This window comes from Kurthia senegalensis, from assembly GCF_000285595.1.
Classification (GTDB): Bacteria; Bacillota; Bacilli; order Bacillales_A; family Planococcaceae; genus Kurthia; species Kurthia senegalensis.
Genome location: NZ_HE611066.1, coordinates 322,131 through 340,418, shown reverse-complemented (window position 1 = coordinate 340,418; position 18,288 = coordinate 322,131). Strand labels below are relative to the sequence as shown.

At 38.6% G+C, this 18,288-nt stretch carries 15 protein-coding genes; 8 read left to right on the top strand and 7 right to left on the bottom strand.

Annotation, left to right across the window (positions count from 1 at the left end; all coding sequences use genetic code 11):
- Window positions 1–13: 13 nt before the first annotated feature.
- The gene (locus tag KSHG_RS16625; RefSeq protein ID WP_010304860.1) at window positions 14–907 is read right to left on the bottom strand and encodes a sensor histidine kinase; all 894 of its coding nucleotides are present in this window, start codon (window positions 905–907) and stop codon (window positions 14–16) included.
- 86 nt (window positions 908–993) lie between these two features.
- Window positions 994–1,650: a response regulator transcription factor gene (locus tag KSHG_RS09145; protein WP_010304858.1), complete on the bottom strand. Its 657-nt coding sequence runs from the start codon at window positions 1,648–1,650 to the stop codon at window positions 994–996.
- Between the two features lie 190 nt (window positions 1,651–1,840).
- Between KSHG_RS09145 and KSHG_RS09140 the strand changes: the two genes are divergently transcribed.
- From KSHG_RS09140 to lepB, 6 genes are all read left to right on the top strand, one after another.
- A complete protein-coding gene (locus tag KSHG_RS09140) occupies window positions 1,841–2,476 on the top strand; it encodes a hypothetical protein (protein ID WP_010304855.1) in 636 nt (211 codons plus the stop codon).
- Between the two features lie 76 nt (window positions 2,477–2,552).
- Window positions 2,553–3,122 (top strand): TetR/AcrR family transcriptional regulator, encoded by a 570-nt coding sequence (locus KSHG_RS09135; RefSeq protein ID WP_010304851.1) that lies wholly within the window; start codon window positions 2,553–2,555, stop codon window positions 3,120–3,122.
- Window positions 3,123–3,220: 98 nt separating this feature from the next.
- Complete coding sequence (locus KSHG_RS09130; RefSeq protein ID WP_010304848.1) at window positions 3,221–4,342, top strand: ABC transporter permease; 1,122 nt, start codon at window positions 3,221–3,223, stop codon at window positions 4,340–4,342.
- Window positions 4,342–5,019, top strand: a complete 678-nt coding sequence (locus tag KSHG_RS09125; protein WP_010304845.1) for an ABC transporter ATP-binding protein — start codon at window positions 4,342–4,344, stop codon at window positions 5,017–5,019. The genes KSHG_RS09130 and KSHG_RS09125 overlap by 1 nt, the downstream gene beginning before the upstream one ends.
- A 329-nt stretch (window positions 5,020–5,348) precedes the next feature.
- Window positions 5,349–6,299 (top strand): oxygen-dependent tRNA uridine(34) hydroxylase TrhO, encoded by a 951-nt coding sequence (gene trhO / locus KSHG_RS09120; RefSeq protein ID WP_010304842.1) that lies wholly within the window; start codon window positions 5,349–5,351, stop codon window positions 6,297–6,299.
- Window positions 6,300–6,413: 114 nt separating this feature from the next.
- On the top strand, window positions 6,414–6,935 hold the full coding sequence (gene lepB / locus KSHG_RS09115) for a signal peptidase I (RefSeq protein ID WP_010304840.1): 522 nt from the start codon (window positions 6,414–6,416) through the stop codon (window positions 6,933–6,935).
- A 47-nt stretch (window positions 6,936–6,982) separates the two neighbouring features.
- Here the strand turns inward: lepB and KSHG_RS09110 are convergent, their stop codons facing one another.
- From KSHG_RS09110 to epsC, 3 genes are all read right to left on the bottom strand, one after another.
- Entirely contained in the window at window positions 6,983–7,861 is an 879-nt protein-coding gene (locus KSHG_RS09110; protein ID WP_010304837.1) for a hypothetical protein, read from the bottom strand.
- The gene (locus tag KSHG_RS09105) at window positions 7,861–9,201 is read right to left on the bottom strand and encodes a DUF4145 domain-containing protein (RefSeq protein ID WP_010304834.1); all 1,341 of its coding nucleotides are present in this window, start codon (window positions 9,199–9,201) and stop codon (window positions 7,861–7,863) included. The genes KSHG_RS09110 and KSHG_RS09105 overlap by 1 nt, the downstream gene beginning before the upstream one ends.
- Window positions 9,202–9,696: 495 nt before the next feature.
- A complete protein-coding gene (epsC, locus tag KSHG_RS09100; protein WP_010304831.1) occupies window positions 9,697–10,626 on the bottom strand; it encodes a serine O-acetyltransferase EpsC in 930 nt (309 codons plus the stop codon).
- Window positions 10,627–10,955: 329 nt separating this feature from the next.
- On the opposite strand from epsC, the gene KSHG_RS09095 reads away from it, so the two are divergent.
- Together KSHG_RS09095 and KSHG_RS09090 are read left to right on the top strand one after the other, a co-directional pair.
- On the top strand, window positions 10,956–12,359 hold the full coding sequence (locus tag KSHG_RS09095; protein ID WP_010304828.1) for a GGDEF domain-containing protein: 1,404 nt from the start codon (window positions 10,956–10,958) through the stop codon (window positions 12,357–12,359).
- Between the two features lie 130 nt (window positions 12,360–12,489).
- A complete protein-coding gene (locus KSHG_RS09090; protein WP_010304824.1) occupies window positions 12,490–12,918 on the top strand; it encodes a hypothetical protein in 429 nt (142 codons plus the stop codon).
- Between the two features lie 430 nt (window positions 12,919–13,348).
- Here the strand turns inward: KSHG_RS09090 and KSHG_RS09080 are convergent, their stop codons facing one another.
- Together KSHG_RS09080 and KSHG_RS09075 are read right to left on the bottom strand one after the other, a co-directional pair.
- Window positions 13,349–17,734, bottom strand: coding sequence for a hypothetical protein (locus KSHG_RS09080; protein WP_010304822.1), 4,386 nt, complete (start codon window positions 17,732–17,734; stop codon window positions 13,349–13,351).
- 233 nt (window positions 17,735–17,967) lie between these two features.
- A complete protein-coding gene (locus KSHG_RS09075; RefSeq protein ID WP_010304820.1) occupies window positions 17,968–18,267 on the bottom strand; it encodes a low molecular weight phosphatase family protein in 300 nt (99 codons plus the stop codon).
- Window positions 18,268–18,288: the final 21 nt, after the last annotated feature.

Sequence of the window (18,288 nt, the reverse complement as noted above, 5' to 3'; positions counted from 1 at the left end):
AGTGACATTCATGTCACATTAGCGTATTCGTATAGTCATTTTGCTTCGGTAGTTGTAAATAAACGGTCGTTCCGACATGAATTTCGGACGTCGCAAACAGTTTTGCGTGGAGTTGTTCGGCAGATTGTTTCGCTAAATACAAGCCCATCCCTGTTGATGCCGATTGCTTGCGACCATTCGTTCCTGTAAAACCTTTGTCAAAGATCCGCGGTACATCTTCTTCTAAAATGCCCATGCCCTCATCTTGAATCGCTAAACAACGATTTTTATACGTAATCGTTAGCGTGCCACCTTTATTGCTATATTTCAAACTATTCGATAAGAGCTGTCGAATAATAAAACTCAACCATTTCGCATCCGTCACGACCTCGTCTTCTTCAATGTCTAAATCAATCGCCACGTCTTGTATACGACACCAGCTTTTCAACATTTTCACTTCATCAATTAAAATACGTTTCATATCAATTTTGCGAAATAATAAATCATTCTCTGCAGCATTTAAGCGTAGCGAATGTAGCGATTGGTCGACGAGTAAGTTCATGCGCATCCATTCAAGTTGGAGCAATTGCTTTTGTTCAGATGCCGGGAGTTTATCGATAAGTAACTGCATCGTCGTCAACGGCGTTTTTAATTCGTGCCCCCAAGAAAATTGAATGTCCGCACGTTCCTCGATGGCTACTTTCGTCTCTAACAACTCTTTCGTCATTTGGCTTTCTAGTTGTTCGGTATACTGCTGAAATACAGCGATATAATTCGCTTCTTCTTTTTGTTCAAATGACTCGAGTTGACGTGCGTCTTTCCAAAATAGGCGTCCGAAAAAAAGAAGTGCGAAAAATAGTAGCGTCCCATTTAAATAACTAAATCGGGCGAAGCCAAATCCGTTGTCAATTAGTAATAAGACGTTCATCCATACGGCACAAAATAATAAGAAGGCAATATACGATAGACGTTCTCTTAAAAAAGTTTAATCATTTGTCTTAACCAACTTATACCCTACACCTTTTTCGTTTCAATCATTTGCGGTGCGCCGAGCTCTGTTAATTTCGTACGAAGACGATTGACGTTCACGGTTAATGTATTGTCATTCACGAAGCGGGCATCGTCCCAAAGTTTCGTCATGAGTGTATCGCGTGTTACGACTTCGTTCGGTACGTCTACTAACACATTTAAAATAAACGCTTCATTTTTCGTCAGTGAAACGACTTCCTCCCCTTTCGATACGGTCATACTTGCCGCATCAATTTGCAATCCATTGATTCGTTGTGTAGATGGTGTGCTCACTTCTTGATAATCGTACGCTCGTCTAAGCAGTGCTTGCACTTTCGAACGGAGGACGTCCATATGAAATGGCTTTTGAACGTAATCATCTGCCCCCATTTGCATTGCCATCACCATATCCATCGGTTGGTCGCGCGAAGACAAAAATAAAATAGGTACGTTGGAGTTTGCACGAATTTGTCGGCACCAATGGAAACCGTCGAATGCAGGTAGCTGAATGTCGATTAATACGAGATCCGGTTGTAAGCGTTCATATTGTTCATACACGTGTTGAAAATCTTCCACGAGATGTGTTTCTAGTTGCCAATGCGAAAAATCTTCCGCAATTTGTTGTCCGATGACACGGTCATCTTCTATTAATAATAATTTCACGTCATTCACCTCTTTTATTAATCGTAAAGCGTGTAGCGAATTGTGTCAAAGTAAAGTCGCTACACGTATAATGCGATTCACTTTATTACGAATTACGAATCAATAGAAACTTTAAAAAGGATTAAATTGTTATTTTTTTGATGTAAAGGGTATATCATTTTTACAAACAAAAATGAAGGATGTGATAAAGATGTCGCTGATCGTTCATCGATTGCCACCCATTCACCAAAAATTAACGATTATCTCAACGATTGTATTCGTAATAGAAGTAGTATGTATCACGGCGTTTGAGCTCCCACTCTTCGTTGTTTTTTTATTGATTGTTGACGCTGTTCCTTTCGTTATGACCACTCTTTTATACGCGCTTAAAGGAAGTGTCGCTGCTATTCCGCTCACAACGATTTTCAGCATCATTTACATGCTTTTAGACAGTTTTTATCAAAAATTTCAAAGTGAGCGTACGTTAATTCGTCTATTCGTTATGCAAAGACAAGCAAATGAAACGAATGAACAAATCATGCCGCTTCAACGAAACTATCCAGATATCGTTTATACGTATCGCTTGCTACAACTTATTGGAAAAGAATCCTTAACGAAACAAAAGACCGTTCTGCATGCTTTTGAAAATCAATTTGAAAATTGTCATCGCCAAAACTTAAAAGTACTCAATGATTTCGGGACGTCTGCGAAGATGATTTTATCTTTCTTAACGAATGGGCAGACGAGTGTTTTCATGTACCGAAGCTTGTATAAAAAAGAAATTATTCATTGGTATGAAGCGCTTGAAGAAACGCTTGAAAAGTCCGTAAATCAGATTGCTTCTTAGCATTCCCTTACAAAAAATTGCGCTCGCATTTTACAAAGTGAAGTGGTAGCATTAAAGTATATTTAGGAGGTGCTTTATGGGCAGAGAAAAGAAATTTTCTAAGCAACAATTATGGCAAGTAACCCACGACCTCATATTAGAAAAAGGCTACCAAGGATTCACGATGAGCATTGTCGCATCGCGCCTTGACGTTTCCCGTGCCGCCATCTACAAGCAATACCCAAATAAGGAAGAGTTAATCGGTGCTTTTATGATTCATGAGATGAAAAGAAGTGTTGATTTATTACAAGGTGTCGATCGTACACAATCGTTTGAACACCAATTACGTGACTTATTAACGCGTATGTTTTCTATTAAAGATTTACATCATATTTTAGGGTTAGCTTCTACGATTGAAGACGTATCGGATGTCGTAACGAAACAAAAAGAACAATTGTCGAGTATGCACCACGGGCTATATGAACCTTTCCTTTCTTTAATCCAATTAGGAAAAGCGGAGAAATTAATTGATGAATCGCAAAATGATTTCATTTTACTCGGATTTATCTTTCAATCAATCGATATTCCAAACTATGCAAAAATGTCAGATGAGGACTTTTTAAATAGTGTTCAGAACTTACTTTTGAACGGATTATCAAAAAAGTAACACAACTGTCACTTTCTTTAGTTACACAAGTGTAACTTTCATGTATAATACATTGGTATCCTACTTTTAGGGTACCAATTTTTTATTGGAGGTATTCGATGTTTTTAGCTTTAAAAGAATTAAGACATTCCAAATTGCGTTATACGATGATGTCGATCATCATTATTTTAATCGCTTGGCTCGTGTTTATTTTATCGGGTCTCGGTAATGGACTTTCTACACTAAGTGCAGCAACACTTAAAAACATTCAAGCAGAACATGCCGTATTTGAAAATACAGCAGATTCTACTTTTGCGAAATCAATTATTTCAGAAACAATTATCGATGACTTGAAAAAGGTTGACAACGTAGAGGACGTAACACCATTTGGTGCTTCTACAATCTCTGTCGGTAAAACAGACTCAAAAAATGCAGAGGATAAAGAAGATATCGCTTTAATCGGTTTAGAAGATGAAGCATTTATCATGCCGACAATTACAGAAGGCAACACGATTGTTAAAAGTCATGCAGAAGGTGCTGTTGTCAACGACACACTGAAAGACGCTGGCTATAAAATCGGTGATAAATTAAACGTATCTAACTCAGAAATGACGCTACGTATCGTCGGCTTTGTAAAAGGTGAAACGTTTAACCATTTACCTGTCGCATTCGTTCCAATGGACACATGGCGTGCGTATCAATACGCAGCACCTGGTTCTGATAACGGGATTAAAAAACCTATTCAAGCTGTTTTCATTAAAGGTGAAAACGTCGATCCTGCGGCAGTTGACGCAGCAGCAAACAACATTAAAACCGTCGAAAAAGCAACAGCCGTCAACAAAATGCCTGGTTACACAGCAGAAAACGGTACGATCTTAATGATGTTAGCATTTTGTATCGTCATCTCAGCATTCATCATCGCCGTATTCTTCTATGTTATTACGATGCAAAAAACACAACAATTCGGTGTTATGAAAGCAATCGGCGCAAGCAATGGCTTCATCGCGAAATCTATCGTAGCGCAAGTAGCATTCCTTTCAGCTTTCGGCATCCTTGTCGGTATCGGACTTACGTACTTAACAGCAATGGCGCTTCCAGAAGGGATGCCTTTCAACTTAGATCCAATGCTCGTTACGACGTATGCAATTGTACTATTCATCATTGCCCTATTAAGCTCACTCATTTCTGTACGTCAAATCGTCAAAATTGATCCGCTTACGGCATTAGGGAGAGTGGAATAATGACTGTTTTATCATTAAAAAATATTTCAAAAACTTACAAACAAGCTGGCAATGAAGTGCACGCATTAAAAAATACTTCTCTTGAAGTAGAAGCAGGTGAACTCGTAGCAATTATCGGACCATCTGGTTCTGGTAAAAGTACATTGCTTTCTATCGCCGGTGCTCTATTGCAACCGTCAACAGGTACAGTCGAAATTAACGGTCAAAACATCGCTGCTTTATCAGAAAAACAATTAGCGAAATTCCGTTTGAATGAACTCGGCTTTATTTTACAAACATCTAACTTAATCCCTTATTTAAACGTCCTAGATCAATTACTACTCGTGAAAAAAATGGGTGGTTCTGTAACGAAAGCGGATCGCCAATTCGGTATCCAATTACTTTCAGAGCTTGGCTTAGATGCTAAAATCAAAAAAATGCCACATGAACTATCTGGTGGTGAACGTCAACGTGTCGCAATCGCACGTGCGTTCATGAACAACTCAAAAGTAATTTTAGCCGATGAACCGACAGCAAGTTTAGATTCAAAACGTGCCGTTGAAGTCGTTGAATTGTTAGCAAAAGAAGCGAAACAACGCGGGAAAGCGGCCATCATGGTTACACATGATGAACGCATGCTTCCTCTTTGCGATCACGTTTATCGTATGGAAGATGGCAATTTAGTTCAACAATCTTAAATATGTAAAAGAGGCTTAGACGTAAGTAAAAATTTCGGTCTCTACTAGAAGAGATGCCGTCGAATTTGACAGCACCTCTTCTATTTTTATACGCGATACTGGAATTAGCTTTTTTGATAGGAATATACAAAAGTTGTTCGTAATGTCGGTCAAAACACCAAAAACAACTGTTAACAACCTCTTTTCCTCATCACTATTCCGATAAAAAACATATCATTTCCAACTTAAATGACGTGAATAATTGATTTCCATACATTTTACTGATATAATGAGTCGTTAATCTTATCAGGTATATCCTGCAAATATATTGAGATAGGTGGAAAATTATTATGGATTATCGCGTTTTACTTTATTATCACTATACTACAATCGAAGACCCTGCTGCCTTTTCACAAGCACATTTAGCTGCTTGTAAAGAGATTGGCTTAAAAGGACGTATTCTCGTTGCGACTGAAGGCATTAACGGAACCGTTTCTGGTACAGTCGAACAAACAAATGCTTACATCGCTATGATGGAAGCTGATCCACTATTTGATGGCATCGTATTTAAAATCGATGAGGTAGAAGGTCATGCATTCAAAAAAATGCACGTTCGCCCTCGCCCTGAGCTTGTCAACCTTGGATTAGATGAAGATGTCAATCCGTTAGAATTAACAGGTCGTCACTTATCACCTGAGGACTTCTTAGCTGAAATGCAACGTGAAGATACAGTCGTTCTTGACGTTCGTAACACATATGAATATGATGTCGGTCACTTCCGTGGCGCGATTCGCCCTGACGTTCAAAACTTCCGTGACACACCTGAATGGGTGCGTGAAAACCGTGAACTATTTGAAGGCAAAAACGTTCTTACGTATTGCACAGGTGGTATTCGCTGTGAAAAATTCTCTGGTTGGATGAAACGTGAAGGATTCGGCGATGTCGGTCAACTTCACGGCGGTGTTGCTACTTACGGTAAAGACGAAAAAACAAAAGGTCAACTTTGGGACGGTAAAATGTACGTATTCGACGAACGTTTAACTGTGCCAATTAACCATGTTGAACACGTAATCGTCGGTCGTGACCACTTCGATGGAACACCTTGCGAACGTTATATTAACTGCGCAAGCCCTGATTGTAACAAACAAATTTTAGCGTCTGAAGAAAATGAAGCGAAACACTTAGGTGGTTGTACAATGGCTTGTACAACAGACCCTCGTAACCGCTACATCGTGCGCCACAACTTATCAGAAGAACAAGTTGCTGCGGCAATTGAAGCGTTAAAAGAAACGGCGAAATAAACGATTGTACATCGTATACTAGTAAAAACTCCTTTCAATTTGAAAGGAGTTTTTGTTTTAACTGGAACTTTCTAGCATACAACTTCGTACTTACTTTATAAGGAGGCGAACGATTTGTTAAAAAAGACGACTTGGTTTCACTATATGATTTTTGCCATCATCTGTGCAGTTGCCCTGCGCACCTTTTTGTTCTCACCGATTACCGTACTCGGCGCTTCTATGCAGCCAACGTATCATAATCAAGATAAGGTGATGATTATGAAAAATATTCCACTCAAACGTCAGGACGTAATCGTTTTTTCATCCGCTTCGACAGATGAAAATTTCATTAAGCGTATTATCGGTGTTCCTGGTGATACAATCGAAGTAAAAAACAATACGATTTACGTTAATGGTAAACAACAAAAGGAACAATATTTAAAAAATGTCCCTACTACGTATGAACAAACGACAGGCAATGCTTACACATATGACTTCACCTTAAAAGAAGTTACTGGAAAATCTATCGTACCGAAAGGACATTATTTCGTTCTCGGAGACAATCGACCGAATAGTGAAGATAGCCGATCGTACGGATTCGTTTCTGAAGAGCAAGTGTACGGGAAAGTTATTTTTAAATATTTTAAAAATGAATAATTGCATACGAAACGCCCCCTTTTCGAAATGAAAAGAGGGCGTTTTTTTTACCATTCATGCAAAAAGAAAAAAGTATAAAGCGCAGCGATACATGCCGCAATACATGTTAAAAGAGAACCAGTGTAATAAAATACGGTCAGCGTACAAACGAGACAAATGAGCGAAATGCCATACAACAGTTCTAACCATACTGTGGAAACGTACGTCAGCTGAATTTGCCACATAATAAACCCAATTCCCCCAATAAAAGCGACGAGTAATAGAGCAGGCACGAGCCAAATAGACGTCCCGTTAAAAAAAGAGCCACTTAAGAGAAGCGTCGCTGCAACGAGCGTGCCGATGAATAAAAATGTCACCGGTATTTCCCATTTCGCCACAAGAAATCCTATTTTTTGCTGAATAAAAAAGAGGCTGCCTGCAAAGAAAATAGCACCGACTGCGAGACAAAGTCCAACCCATGACCATTCCTTTATGTGACGAATGAGCATAAAGCCCGCAAAGAAAAATAAACTAGCCATAAGGAATGCTCTTTCCATGACGACCGACGTACGCTCTTGAAAAGCATGTGTGTCAACGAGTCCATACAAAGCAATGATCACCGCACATACACTTACCCATTCTAATTGATGCGTGTCAAAAGAAGCAGTTTGTTGTTTTGCACCTACGTACAAAAAGGCAACGAGTGTGTTCAAAACGAGGCTGACCATGAAAATCATGCGAATCATTCGTAAGCTCTGTTCACGTAAAGAAAGGTCGTACTTCCGGTGCAATATGGCCCACGCAATCGCAACGCAACTTGCCACTACGAGTACGACGATTACAAGCGTCGACGTATGTGGACGAGAAAGGCTATAAAGCGGAATGAATAAAAGTGCCGCCAAAATCACGACTACACAATACGGCAGCCACCGTTTAAGACGTATCATTACGAACCACTTCCTTTCGTATACGTCACATATTCGGGGTTGCCCGTAAGCCATACGTCCGGTGCAATGCGATACCACGTACCGCGTTGTTCATATACGGGATAACTGAGTCCTTCATACGTAATACCGACGATTTCCGCTGTCGTTGTCGGTGCAGAACGCACGTTTAGCGGTGCATTTAACCGCACTTGAACCGTTCCATAAACAACTTCATCACTCACTTGTTCTTTATAGACAGAAAGGACATTCATCTCCGCTTCCTTTATAGACGCAATCGAGACAAATTGCCCATTTTGAAGTTGATACGTTTCGTTCGTCTCTTTCATAACACCGTATGTATCTTTCGCAAAAATATGTCCTGAAAGTACTTTTCTATTCGAAGCGGTATACGTCGGAATTTGTTCTTCCGACTGTCCATCCCCTTGTAGTAAATACACCGCGTCTACACTGTAAGCGTGGTCCCCCGCGTACGTTTGTAATTTTTGTACTTCCGTTACCGTTTTTTTCGACTGTTCTGCCTGTTGAAAAATCAACGTTGTCGGCATCGCATAACTTTTTAGTAAAAGCGCCATTCCGATACCGAGTACAAACAAAGCAATATAGAGCCACTTCAATGAATACGTTGCACGTTCTTTTTTGATCGAACGCGGTTTTTGTGCTTTTTGTACGCGTTTAACGGTCGTTACATTTTCTGGCACTTTTGTTTGTTGTTTTTTCACAGGAGGCTGTGTCATTTTTTTCGGCAAAGCTGTTTTCTTCGGCAACATACGCGCAGTCTTTGCTGCCTCTATTTCTTTTGCTTTTTGAGTCGCTTCTTGCTTTTGACGCTTTTCGATTAACGAGTCTGGCGTTTTTTTATCTACTCGGCGTAGCGGCTCTTCTTTCGGTTTCACTTCTTTCTTCGGTGTTTCTATTTGTTGTTGATGCAACATCGGCTTTTTAAAAGGTGGAATGCGCTTCTCTACTTGGTCCAGTTCTTTTTTGATAAACCACGTGCTTAGTTGGTACGCTACACTTAGTAGAGCGACCGCTTCATCTGGTGTCCCGTACATCGCATTATGCGCTGCTTTGTTTCCTTTCACGCGCAATTCATGAAAGTAAAACGTCACTTGTCGGTCAATCATATCGTTTTCTTCCAGTTGTCGAATTCGTTCAAATTGCGAAATCGACTCAACGACCGGAAATTGATGACGTTGCCACAGTTCTTGTGCCATCATTTCACCGAAAGAACGCAATTTAAACATCGCCGCATTCGGGTCGGTGAATACCATTTTTTCTGCCGCTTCTGCAATTTCACGATAGGGCAGCCATGGCCCATCAAACATATCAAAATTTCCCATGCCTTGCCCCCTAATCATTTACTTTCTTCTATTTTCGCATATTTTCAAAAAACAATATACCGATAAACGGCTCATTTTCACGCAAAAAACATCCTTAAACAAAAATTCATTTAAGGATGTTCAATGAGTGAACTTTTTTCCATGTAAAAAATAATAACTAATACGTGCAAGTAAACCGATACATGCCATCATGTCATACATTACTGTAAATCCGACGAACGGAATAATTAATAAAATTTATGAAATGGCTGTTTCTAAAATCTATCGTAACGAGTGTTATGCTCGAGAATGACCATTACATCGAAACGAACAAAATAAAAGCGATTCCGCTTACCAGAACACCGATTAACTATTCGTTAACTTCTTATACCGCCTACGATGCCAATAACGGGAAACGGGCACTTATTGAAAAATTTTTATCGTACATTCATTCTTACATTGCATACGAAAAGGCTGAGACATCTAATTGTCCCAGCCTTTTTATAATGTATTTAATTAAATTTCGTATTCGATATTTGCTGCTTGGCTATTGCGGATATTCGGTGATGGTTGCGAGTTATACACACGTGAATACGGAACGACCGTATGTGTTAACCAAATGTTTGACCCTAAAATAGAGTCGTGACCGATTTTCGTATTCCCACCTAAAATCGTCGCATTCGCATAAATAACGACATTGTCTTCGATATCTGGGTGACGTTTAATCCCTTTAATCGGATTCCCATCATCATCAAGTGAGAAGCTCAATGCACCGAGCGTCACCCCTTGATAAATTTTAACGTTATTCCCAATCGTACACGTTTCTCCGATAACAACACCTGTTCCGTGGTCAATAAAGAAAGAATGACCGATTTCGGCTCCTGGGTGAATGTCGATGCCTGTTAAGTCATGCGCGTGTTCAGACATAATACGTGGAATAATTTTCACATTTAATTTGTACAATTCATGTGCAATACGATGTGTGCACACAGCTTGAATAGAAGGATAGCTCAGTAAAATTTCTTCTGTTGACGCTGCTGCAGGGTCCCCGTTATACGCCGCTTGAATATCCGTTTGAATTAACGTACGAATTTCAGGGAATTTATTGATTAATTGCATGACGATCTCATCTGCACATTGACGGGCATCTGTTTCGCATGCGGCATCTTTATTATAAACAAGTACTTTCTCTACCATATCACGCAAATCAACTGCCGCTTTGCGAAGGTTATTACTTACCGCCATATTAAGTCGTACTTCGTCCATTGGATTTTGACCGTAAATTCCAGGGAATAAAGCGGTTCTAAAACTTTCTAAGACGCGTACGATCCGGTCTCTTCCTTTAAAGCCGATGGAATTTTCCATATCAAAATGTTCTTGATTAATTTTCGTTAATTCCCGTGCAAGTGTCGGTACTTTATTATCTAGCCATTCATGTAACTCCATAAACTTAGTGGCCCCCTCTAGTTTGTCCTTCAACTGTTACTACGAATCAGTCCTTCTATTTTAACCCATTTTCTCTGTACTTCCAACTACTCGCTGTTGGAAAAGTCCTTTAATAGCTGAAAATTCTGCGTTTAATTTTAGAGACTATTCAAATGAAATAAAAAAGGAAACAAAATAATCCTATTTTATGAGATGATAGTCATAATAAAAACTACAAAAAACTGTTATTCATTTAAAAAAATATGTAAAATGGCATATATTATGTTTTATAGGGTATGTTTTAATAAATACGCAATACATAAATTCATGTTATGTACGGAGGTGTCCATATGGTTTCATTGTTAACAAAAAGCGAACAACAAACAATTTTAGGGCAAGTCATCGAAAAAATTAATAGTGGAGATCTTCGTCATACTGAAATGAACATTCAACTCGTCATGGAGCACGCACGTAAATCCGAACAATTGGATTGCTACGCTCAAAGTTTGCTATTACAAATTCGATTGTTAAACTATACGCATCGTTATAGTGATGTATTTTTATATTTGGAACGATTAAAACCTTATGTAACGACGCATTTAACAGAAGAAGAACAATATATTTTTCATATTCAACAAACGATCTTTAACTTTGCACACGGTATTGGGCATCCCGTAGAGGATTTTATGCACCTATTAAACGAGCTTGAAACGAAAAATTTTGCTTACTTGCAAAAAATTATTATTAATCAATTATTATCAATCAACTTCCAAGAAGGTCACTTAGAGAATAGTCTTGAACTTTACGAGCGCTATGAAGCACTCTTTTATGAAGACCATTTATCGAAAATTTTATCGAATAGTACGTTACAATTTCAATTCAATGCATTTCGGCTCTTTTATGCACAACGTGACTTTGAAAAATGTACCGATCTTTTCGACCATTTCAAGACCGTACCAGAAAGTAAGCAACCCCCCATGCACGACCCCCTTTATTGGAGTTGTAAAGCATTGCTCGAAATTGCGACTGGTAACGTTCAAGAAGCAATGGCATATTTCAATCATTTTTTAGAACGACTGGAAACACCGTATTTCTACATTTCAGATATGGAACTTTGGATTACAGCACTTGAAAATAAACAGTTAACGAAAGAAGTCATCTTCTATCAAAAGAAAGTCATTCAGATTATGAAAAAACATGCTCATTTTGAAGAACTAACGAAACGCTCTCAAATTATCGAAGAAAAATCCCGCAAATATTATGAAGAACGACTGTATAAAGACCATTTAACCGGTGTGAAAAATCGAAGCTACCTCGACCATTTTATGCAAAAAGACAATCATCATCCGTTTACTTTATGTATACTTGATATTGACTGTTTCAAAACGATTAACGATACGTACGGTCACACGGTGGGTGACCATGCCATTCGTTTCATTGCCAAACTTATGAAAAATTGGATCCCGAATCAAAACGTTGAAATTATGCGCTACGGTGGCGATGAATTTATCGTGACACTTCCATTTAGTTACGAGGAAGCCTTACCGCTCATTCAACAGTTGCACGACATCATTTTAAATACACCGTTCCAATTAAGGGAAGGGAGAGGCACAATTTTCTTATCTGCTAGTATCGGTATTGGCTATAGCGAACGCCCTCAATCTCTTGAAATACTTTTCCAATTAGCTGATGCTGCTTTGTATGAAGCTAAAAATAAACGTGGCATCGTATATTCTAAACACGCCCTTTCTTAACGAATCAATTTTCTTGCTAATTCGTATAAAACTCGATACAATAATTAAACGTAGTTTTTTTATAATTTCAGTCAGTTGCATGCCAACTGACTTTTTCTATGAGAATAAATAAAATGAAAGGAGGAAACGAATGGGCACATTGGATTTGAAAATGCATATGGAACAACCTATTTCACATGAACAATTGAAAAATGATGCAATCCGTCACTTAGCGCCCAACCAACTGTACACATTGTGCGATGATCTTGCTATTCAGCGAGAAGTTGGGTCGCTCGTAAACGTTTATATAGACGAAATACTTTCTGAAGAAGTAGAAGCAGATTTATATGAAGAAGCTTTCATTGAAGAAGTAAAAAAACATAGTTCTTTAATCGCCTACGCTAAAACGACACAAGATACACACACAATGGTTCAACTGAGCATTTCCCTTCAAGTAGCCGAACATGACACAATAGAAGATATTCAATCTACTTTGGTCACTTTACGTGCGTTCATTAAAGAACAAGCAACGTATGCTTATCGTCGTAAATGCATTTACAAACATAATACACATCGTTAATTAATCGATTTTTATTCATATCAGCATGTTGACTCGCTCAACATGCTCTTTTTATACGTTAAATAATCTGAAAATTTAATCTTTTTAAATCTCATAAATCTCATATTTTAAACGGATGTACCCAATAAATAAACTGTAACGTGTACATCTACCCGATATTATGTAGAAAACGAGATTTGTATACGTATTTATACGATAAAATCGAGATTTCATACGTAGATTTAACGCTCGGATTCTTACGTCAACATGCGTTCAGATTTTTGCATTCGTTTTTTAAATGATGCAACGAGCCTTTTCCCCGTCAAAAAGACACTTCCAAAATTTTTACACGTTGGAAGTGTCTTTTGATCTTGTTTCTTTTTTAACTCGTGCATGCTTTTCTTCATTCAGTTTAAGAAACAATTTATTTTATTCTTTTTATAAACGCCTGTTATTTCTTCGTTAAAATGAGAGAGGCTGATAAAACGGAATTAGGAATTGTCAGCAAGTATTCTTTCACAATCGTATTCCCTGTTGCCTTCTCTTTTGCAACAACTTGCAGCGTCACATATTTATCAACGAATGCGCGTGTGACATCCCAGTTTTTAGTCGTTTTATTCAGATTTACGTATACATTTTTATCGACCGAGCTATTGTTCGTAAACGTATACTCGTACGTAAAGTCCGTATCATCTGCAAGTGATTGAATCGTCGTACCTGAAATTTGAATTCCATCCATTTTATCTTTTGCGATTTTATATTGTGCAATGCGTGCTTTTTGATTCGTTAATTTCGTTTGGGCACTCCCTGTTAGAGTCGCATTCAACGTCGCTAACCATTTCACTTTCAAGTCGACTGCCTCTACTTGAAGTACAGCAAACACATAAGCGACATCATTTTGAATAAGCTTGTCACTATACGTCAAACCATCGATTAGATTTTGAAGTTTCCCGTCAGCTTCTTCCTTGGAAATACTTGTACTTCCTCCAGACATTTCATACGTTTCGATGTTCATTTGCTGTGTCGTATACGTACTGTAATTTGACAACTCACTTACATTCCCACCAGATAATGCATACGTATTAACGGCTGCTTGTACGATCGTCCACTGCATTTTAGCTTCAATAATATCGGCCGGACTTTGAATGGTTGAAGGGATTGCTCCGTATGTCAACGTATGGGCAATTAACTTTTCTACCGTTCCTTTCTTCGCTGCATTTATTTCTGCGAGCGTTTTATTTTGGTTTTCATAAGCTTCAATAATAGCTTGCTGCTGAATGTAGTTGCTGTAATGCTCTACTTGAACCGCATCGCCTCCGAGCACGACATACAGCTGAATCGCACTAACGACTGTCATTACTTCCGCTTTTGCGGCAACTAATTGAATGCTATTTTCGATTGGTGACGTCGTATAATGTAAGTTTCCTAGCAAATCTTGCAACACTTTTTTCTGTGTCGTAAGCGCTAGTGCTTTGGCATTTGCATCCGCAGAAGCTAAAATATTTCCGATATCGTATTTTAAAAAATCACTATAATTGGAAATGTCCGCTAAGTTCCCACCGAGTAACACGTATTTTGAAACGTCATTTTTCACTTTCGTGATCTTCATTTGGTCAAATGACGCACTTGCCAAAATCGTACCGATTTGTTCTATAATAGACCCTTTTAACGTCGCGATTTCATCCTTTCGCTTCGTGATAAAATCATTTAACGTCTGTTCTTGACCATTCAACAATGATAAATTGGAAATATCGTTATCTCCCCCACCTGCTATTTTGTATGTGGCTAGCTTCGCGCGAATATCTTCAATCGTCGTTCGAACGTTGACGAGTGATTCTTTACTCAAATCGTTTAACTTCGCTACGTATGCCGCATTCGACTGAATCATCGTCTCAATGCTCGTACGAATCGATTCTAATTGCAATGATTGCGAAATTTCGTATTGTAAAATCATCGTTTTTTGTTGAACATATTTTACATAATCTTGTTGAATAGCCGCGATGCCTCCTGCTTTTTCAAAATCCGTTATAGCACTTGTCGCATCGTCTACTTGTTTCTTCGCCGTCGCATAGTCTTCTTTCGATTGAATCGGTGTAGAAGAATACGTTAATTTATTAAAGCTTTCCGCCACTTTCGTCGTTGCTTCTTCTTTATTGTCTTCAAAGGCACGTAGCGATGCAAGTTGATTCAAATACGTCGTATAGTTTTTAAGAGAAGATTCTACCCCACCGACTGCTTTAAACGACTCTAATTTATTTTCGTAATACGTCAATTCCGCTTTCGCTAATACATAATTGGCAGCGGTGATTTTTGAATAATTAAGCGGTGCGATATTCAGCCCCGCTTCTACTAAACTACGGGTCGCTTTTTCAGTATCTTTCTTACCTTCATACGCTAAAATCGCCGTCTTCTGTGCTAAATAATTCGCATAGTTCGCTAATACGAGCGGGTTCCCACCAGCATCTGCATAAGCTTCTAATGTTGTACGCATCACTTCTACTTGCGCTTTTGCAGCAGCAAGATGTTCATCCGTTTGAATCGATGCCATCGTTCCATACGTTAGCAGTTTATTTAAATTCGACTCCGCTTGCGTTTTCAAATTCGTCAAAACAGCATCTTTACTTTCAAAAGCTGCAATGGCACGTTTTTGATCTTCATACAACGTATAATTCGTTAAATTCGCTACGTCACCATGTAAACTTTTGAAAACGTTTAATTTCAAATCAATAATCGCAATTTGTGTTTTAGCAATGCTTAATTCTAAAATATTTGCAATGCCATTCGTATACGATAAAGATGTTTTCGTTAATAAATCTTGTACGTCTTTCGATACTTTCGACAAGGTCGGTTGCTCGTTCAAAAAGTTTGAAATAGCGATTTTTTGATACACAAGTTTCATATAGTTTGAAAGTGTGGATGCACTCCCCCCGCGATCTTCAAAACTTTTAATTTTTGATTCAACGAGTGCTACTTCTACTTTCGCATCAAGCAGTGCCTCGCTACTCGCTATCGTCGCTTGGTGCGTCAAATACGTATCAGATAACGCTTCTTCCGCTATTTTTTTCGTCGTATTCAACGGTGATTTTTGTGCACTATATGCTGCAATCGCATCTTGTTGTTTCGAAAACTTCACGTAATTCGCTAACGTTTCCTCGGCTTCGCCTAGCGCGACATACATGTCTATTTTACGTTTTGCAGCCGCAAGTTGCGCTTCGGCTTTACCGAGTTCCGTATCTGTCGTAATATTTTTTTGATACGTCAAATACGTATCGTTTAATAACGACTCCGCTTCTTTTTTCACGAGTGCTAGTTGCTCTGCTGAAACTTCCGGTAATACGTTTACGACAACCGCTGCCTCGCTCACATTTCCACTTTTATCTTTCGCTGTGTACGTCACCGTGTACATGCCTGGGTCGTCCGATTGAATAGACGAAACGACTTGCGTTCCTTTTTTAACCGTAAAAGTCGATGTCATGACTTCATTCGAATTGTCTGTCACTTTCGTCACGAACGTCATCAATGAAGGAACCGTACCTTTATATTTAATCGTTTGTGTTCCTACAACCGTTATAATAGGCGCTTCTTCGTCTTTAGCCCCTTGAACGTAAACAATGCCATCTTTCGTTCCTGTCAATAACAAACCTTTCTCGTAAAGAAGTCCATTCTTCATGCCTTCAACGAGTATCCCTTGCTCATACAATGCTTGATCTTTCATGCCACTCCAAAGCTTGCCGTTCACGTACAATTTTCCTTCTCGTAACCCGTTAAACAATTGACCATTTTCATATAACGTGTCATTTTGAGCGCCGTCAATTGGTTTCCCTTGTTCGTACTGGATGCCATCTTTCATTCCTTCGAATAAAACACCATTTTTATAAAAAAGCCCTTCATCTAAGCCATTAAACAGCTCACCATTTTTGTAGCGCGTACCTTTTAAAACACCTGTAAATAACTTTCCCTCTTGATAAATCAGTTCTCGTTCCAATCCGTCTAACGTCTCACCATTTTTATAAGTGATGCCGTCTTTCGTTCCTGTCAATCGTTTGCCCGAAACATAGAGTAAATCATCTTTCCAGCCGTCTAACAGCTTCCCAGACACGTACGTATAACCAGCAATTGTTCCCGCAAATGGAATGCCCGCTTTATAAAGCACGTCCGAAAAGACCCCTTCTACTTTTTTACCCGATGCGTAGCGCACGTTGCCAATCAATCCATTGGCACGAAGCCCGTTCACATAAAATGTTTGCGCATACCACTGATTCGCAAGCTTTCCTTTTACATATTGCTTTTTATTCCAAACACCCGTATGAAGAACGCCATTTTTATAATATTTCTTTTGTTGAATACCTTGTGCCAGTTTTCCTTTCACATAATGCTTCCCTTTATAAGAACCTGAAGCCGGTTTTCCTTGTTTGACGTATTGATTTTTGTACAGTTTAGACGTTGTGGCGATGCCCTTATGCTTTTTCCCTTTGTAGTAATACACGTTACGGTAATCGCCCGTGCCTTTTTTACCTACCTTGTAATAAATAGACTTTTGAAGTCCCGTTAATTTCTTTCCTTTTTTATAAACGATCCCTTTTTTCGTCCCCGTATATTTTTTACCTTGGCTATAAAATGTACGTTGAAACGTCCCTGTATATTTTTTGCCATTTTTGTACAAATTGTTTTTATACATTTTATACGATTGAACGACCTTTTTCGTCTTACTATGGACGAGTTTTCCTGATTTCAGTTGATACTTCGTTGTCGCAAATGCTGACGTAGCAGGTACTATCGCGGAAGCCCCTAAAACAAATGCGCTTGCAGCGGCTGTAATTTTGTATTTTTTCATCATCAAAACCCCTCTCCTAAATAGGTCTAAATACATCATTTGTATCAAGAGCTCACTTTAATTACTATGTATATGCCCATTTTTTATAAAAAATAACCTTTTTTATAAAACTTAATTATCACTTATTTTATATTTTTAGTTATAAAATACTATTTTAAACGAATTAGAATAAGAAAATAAAGATACGATCATTTTATCCAAAATAAAAAAGGCTCCAATAATCGGAACCTTTTACGTTATATATCTATTCCTTCTGCATAGTTAAGAGATTCAGCGAATTTTTTTATGTAACTGCCGATGGTGTCTCGAACTTTCCGATAGCTTTGCAGCTGTGCAAAATAATCGCCCTCGCGTAGCGGATCTTCTACTTGAATATGAACATGCTTAATATGTGGTGGCAAGTCAATGACTTCCCCGACAGGATTTTCGCAAATGCTAATAAGATAGTCAGATTCGAGTAATTTTTCTAATACAAATGGTGGGGATTCAATCGTTGATATATCAATACCAATCTCGCGCATAATCGCCACTGGCATCGGTAAAATTAATTTTCTTCT

Coding starts and splice junctions, on each gene's coding strand:
- KSHG_RS16625 (WP_010304860.1), bottom strand. CDS start 907: ATGAACGTCTTATTACTAATTGACAACGGATTTGGCTTCGCCCGATTT.
- KSHG_RS09140 (WP_010304855.1), top strand. CDS start 1,841: ATGTCGCTGATCGTTCATCGATTGCCACCCATTCACCAAAAATTAACG.
- KSHG_RS09135 (WP_010304851.1), top strand. CDS start 2,553: ATGGGCAGAGAAAAGAAATTTTCTAAGCAACAATTATGGCAAGTAACC.
- KSHG_RS09130 (WP_010304848.1), top strand. CDS start 3,221: ATGTTTTTAGCTTTAAAAGAATTAAGACATTCCAAATTGCGTTATACG.
- KSHG_RS09125 (WP_010304845.1), top strand. CDS start 4,342: ATGACTGTTTTATCATTAAAAAATATTTCAAAAACTTACAAACAAGCT.
- trhO (WP_010304842.1), top strand. CDS start 5,349: ATGGATTATCGCGTTTTACTTTATTATCACTATACTACAATCGAAGAC.
- KSHG_RS09110 (WP_010304837.1), bottom strand. CDS start 7,861: ATGATACGTCTTAAACGGTGGCTGCCGTATTGTGTAGTCGTGATTTTG.
- KSHG_RS09105 (WP_010304834.1), bottom strand. CDS start 9,201: ATGGGAAATTTTGATATGTTTGATGGGCCATGGCTGCCCTATCGTGAA.
- epsC (WP_010304831.1), bottom strand. CDS start 10,626: ATGGAGTTACATGAATGGCTAGATAATAAAGTACCGACACTTGCACGG.
- KSHG_RS09095 (WP_010304828.1), top strand. CDS start 10,956: ATGGTTTCATTGTTAACAAAAAGCGAACAACAAACAATTTTAGGGCAA.
- KSHG_RS09090 (WP_010304824.1), top strand. CDS start 12,490: ATGGGCACATTGGATTTGAAAATGCATATGGAACAACCTATTTCACAT.
- KSHG_RS09080 (WP_010304822.1), bottom strand. CDS start 17,734: ATGATGAAAAAATACAAAATTACAGCCGCTGCAAGCGCATTTGTTTTA.
- KSHG_RS09075 (WP_010304820.1), bottom strand. CDS start 18,267: ATGCCAGTGGCGATTATGCGCGAGATTGGTATTGATATATCAACGATT.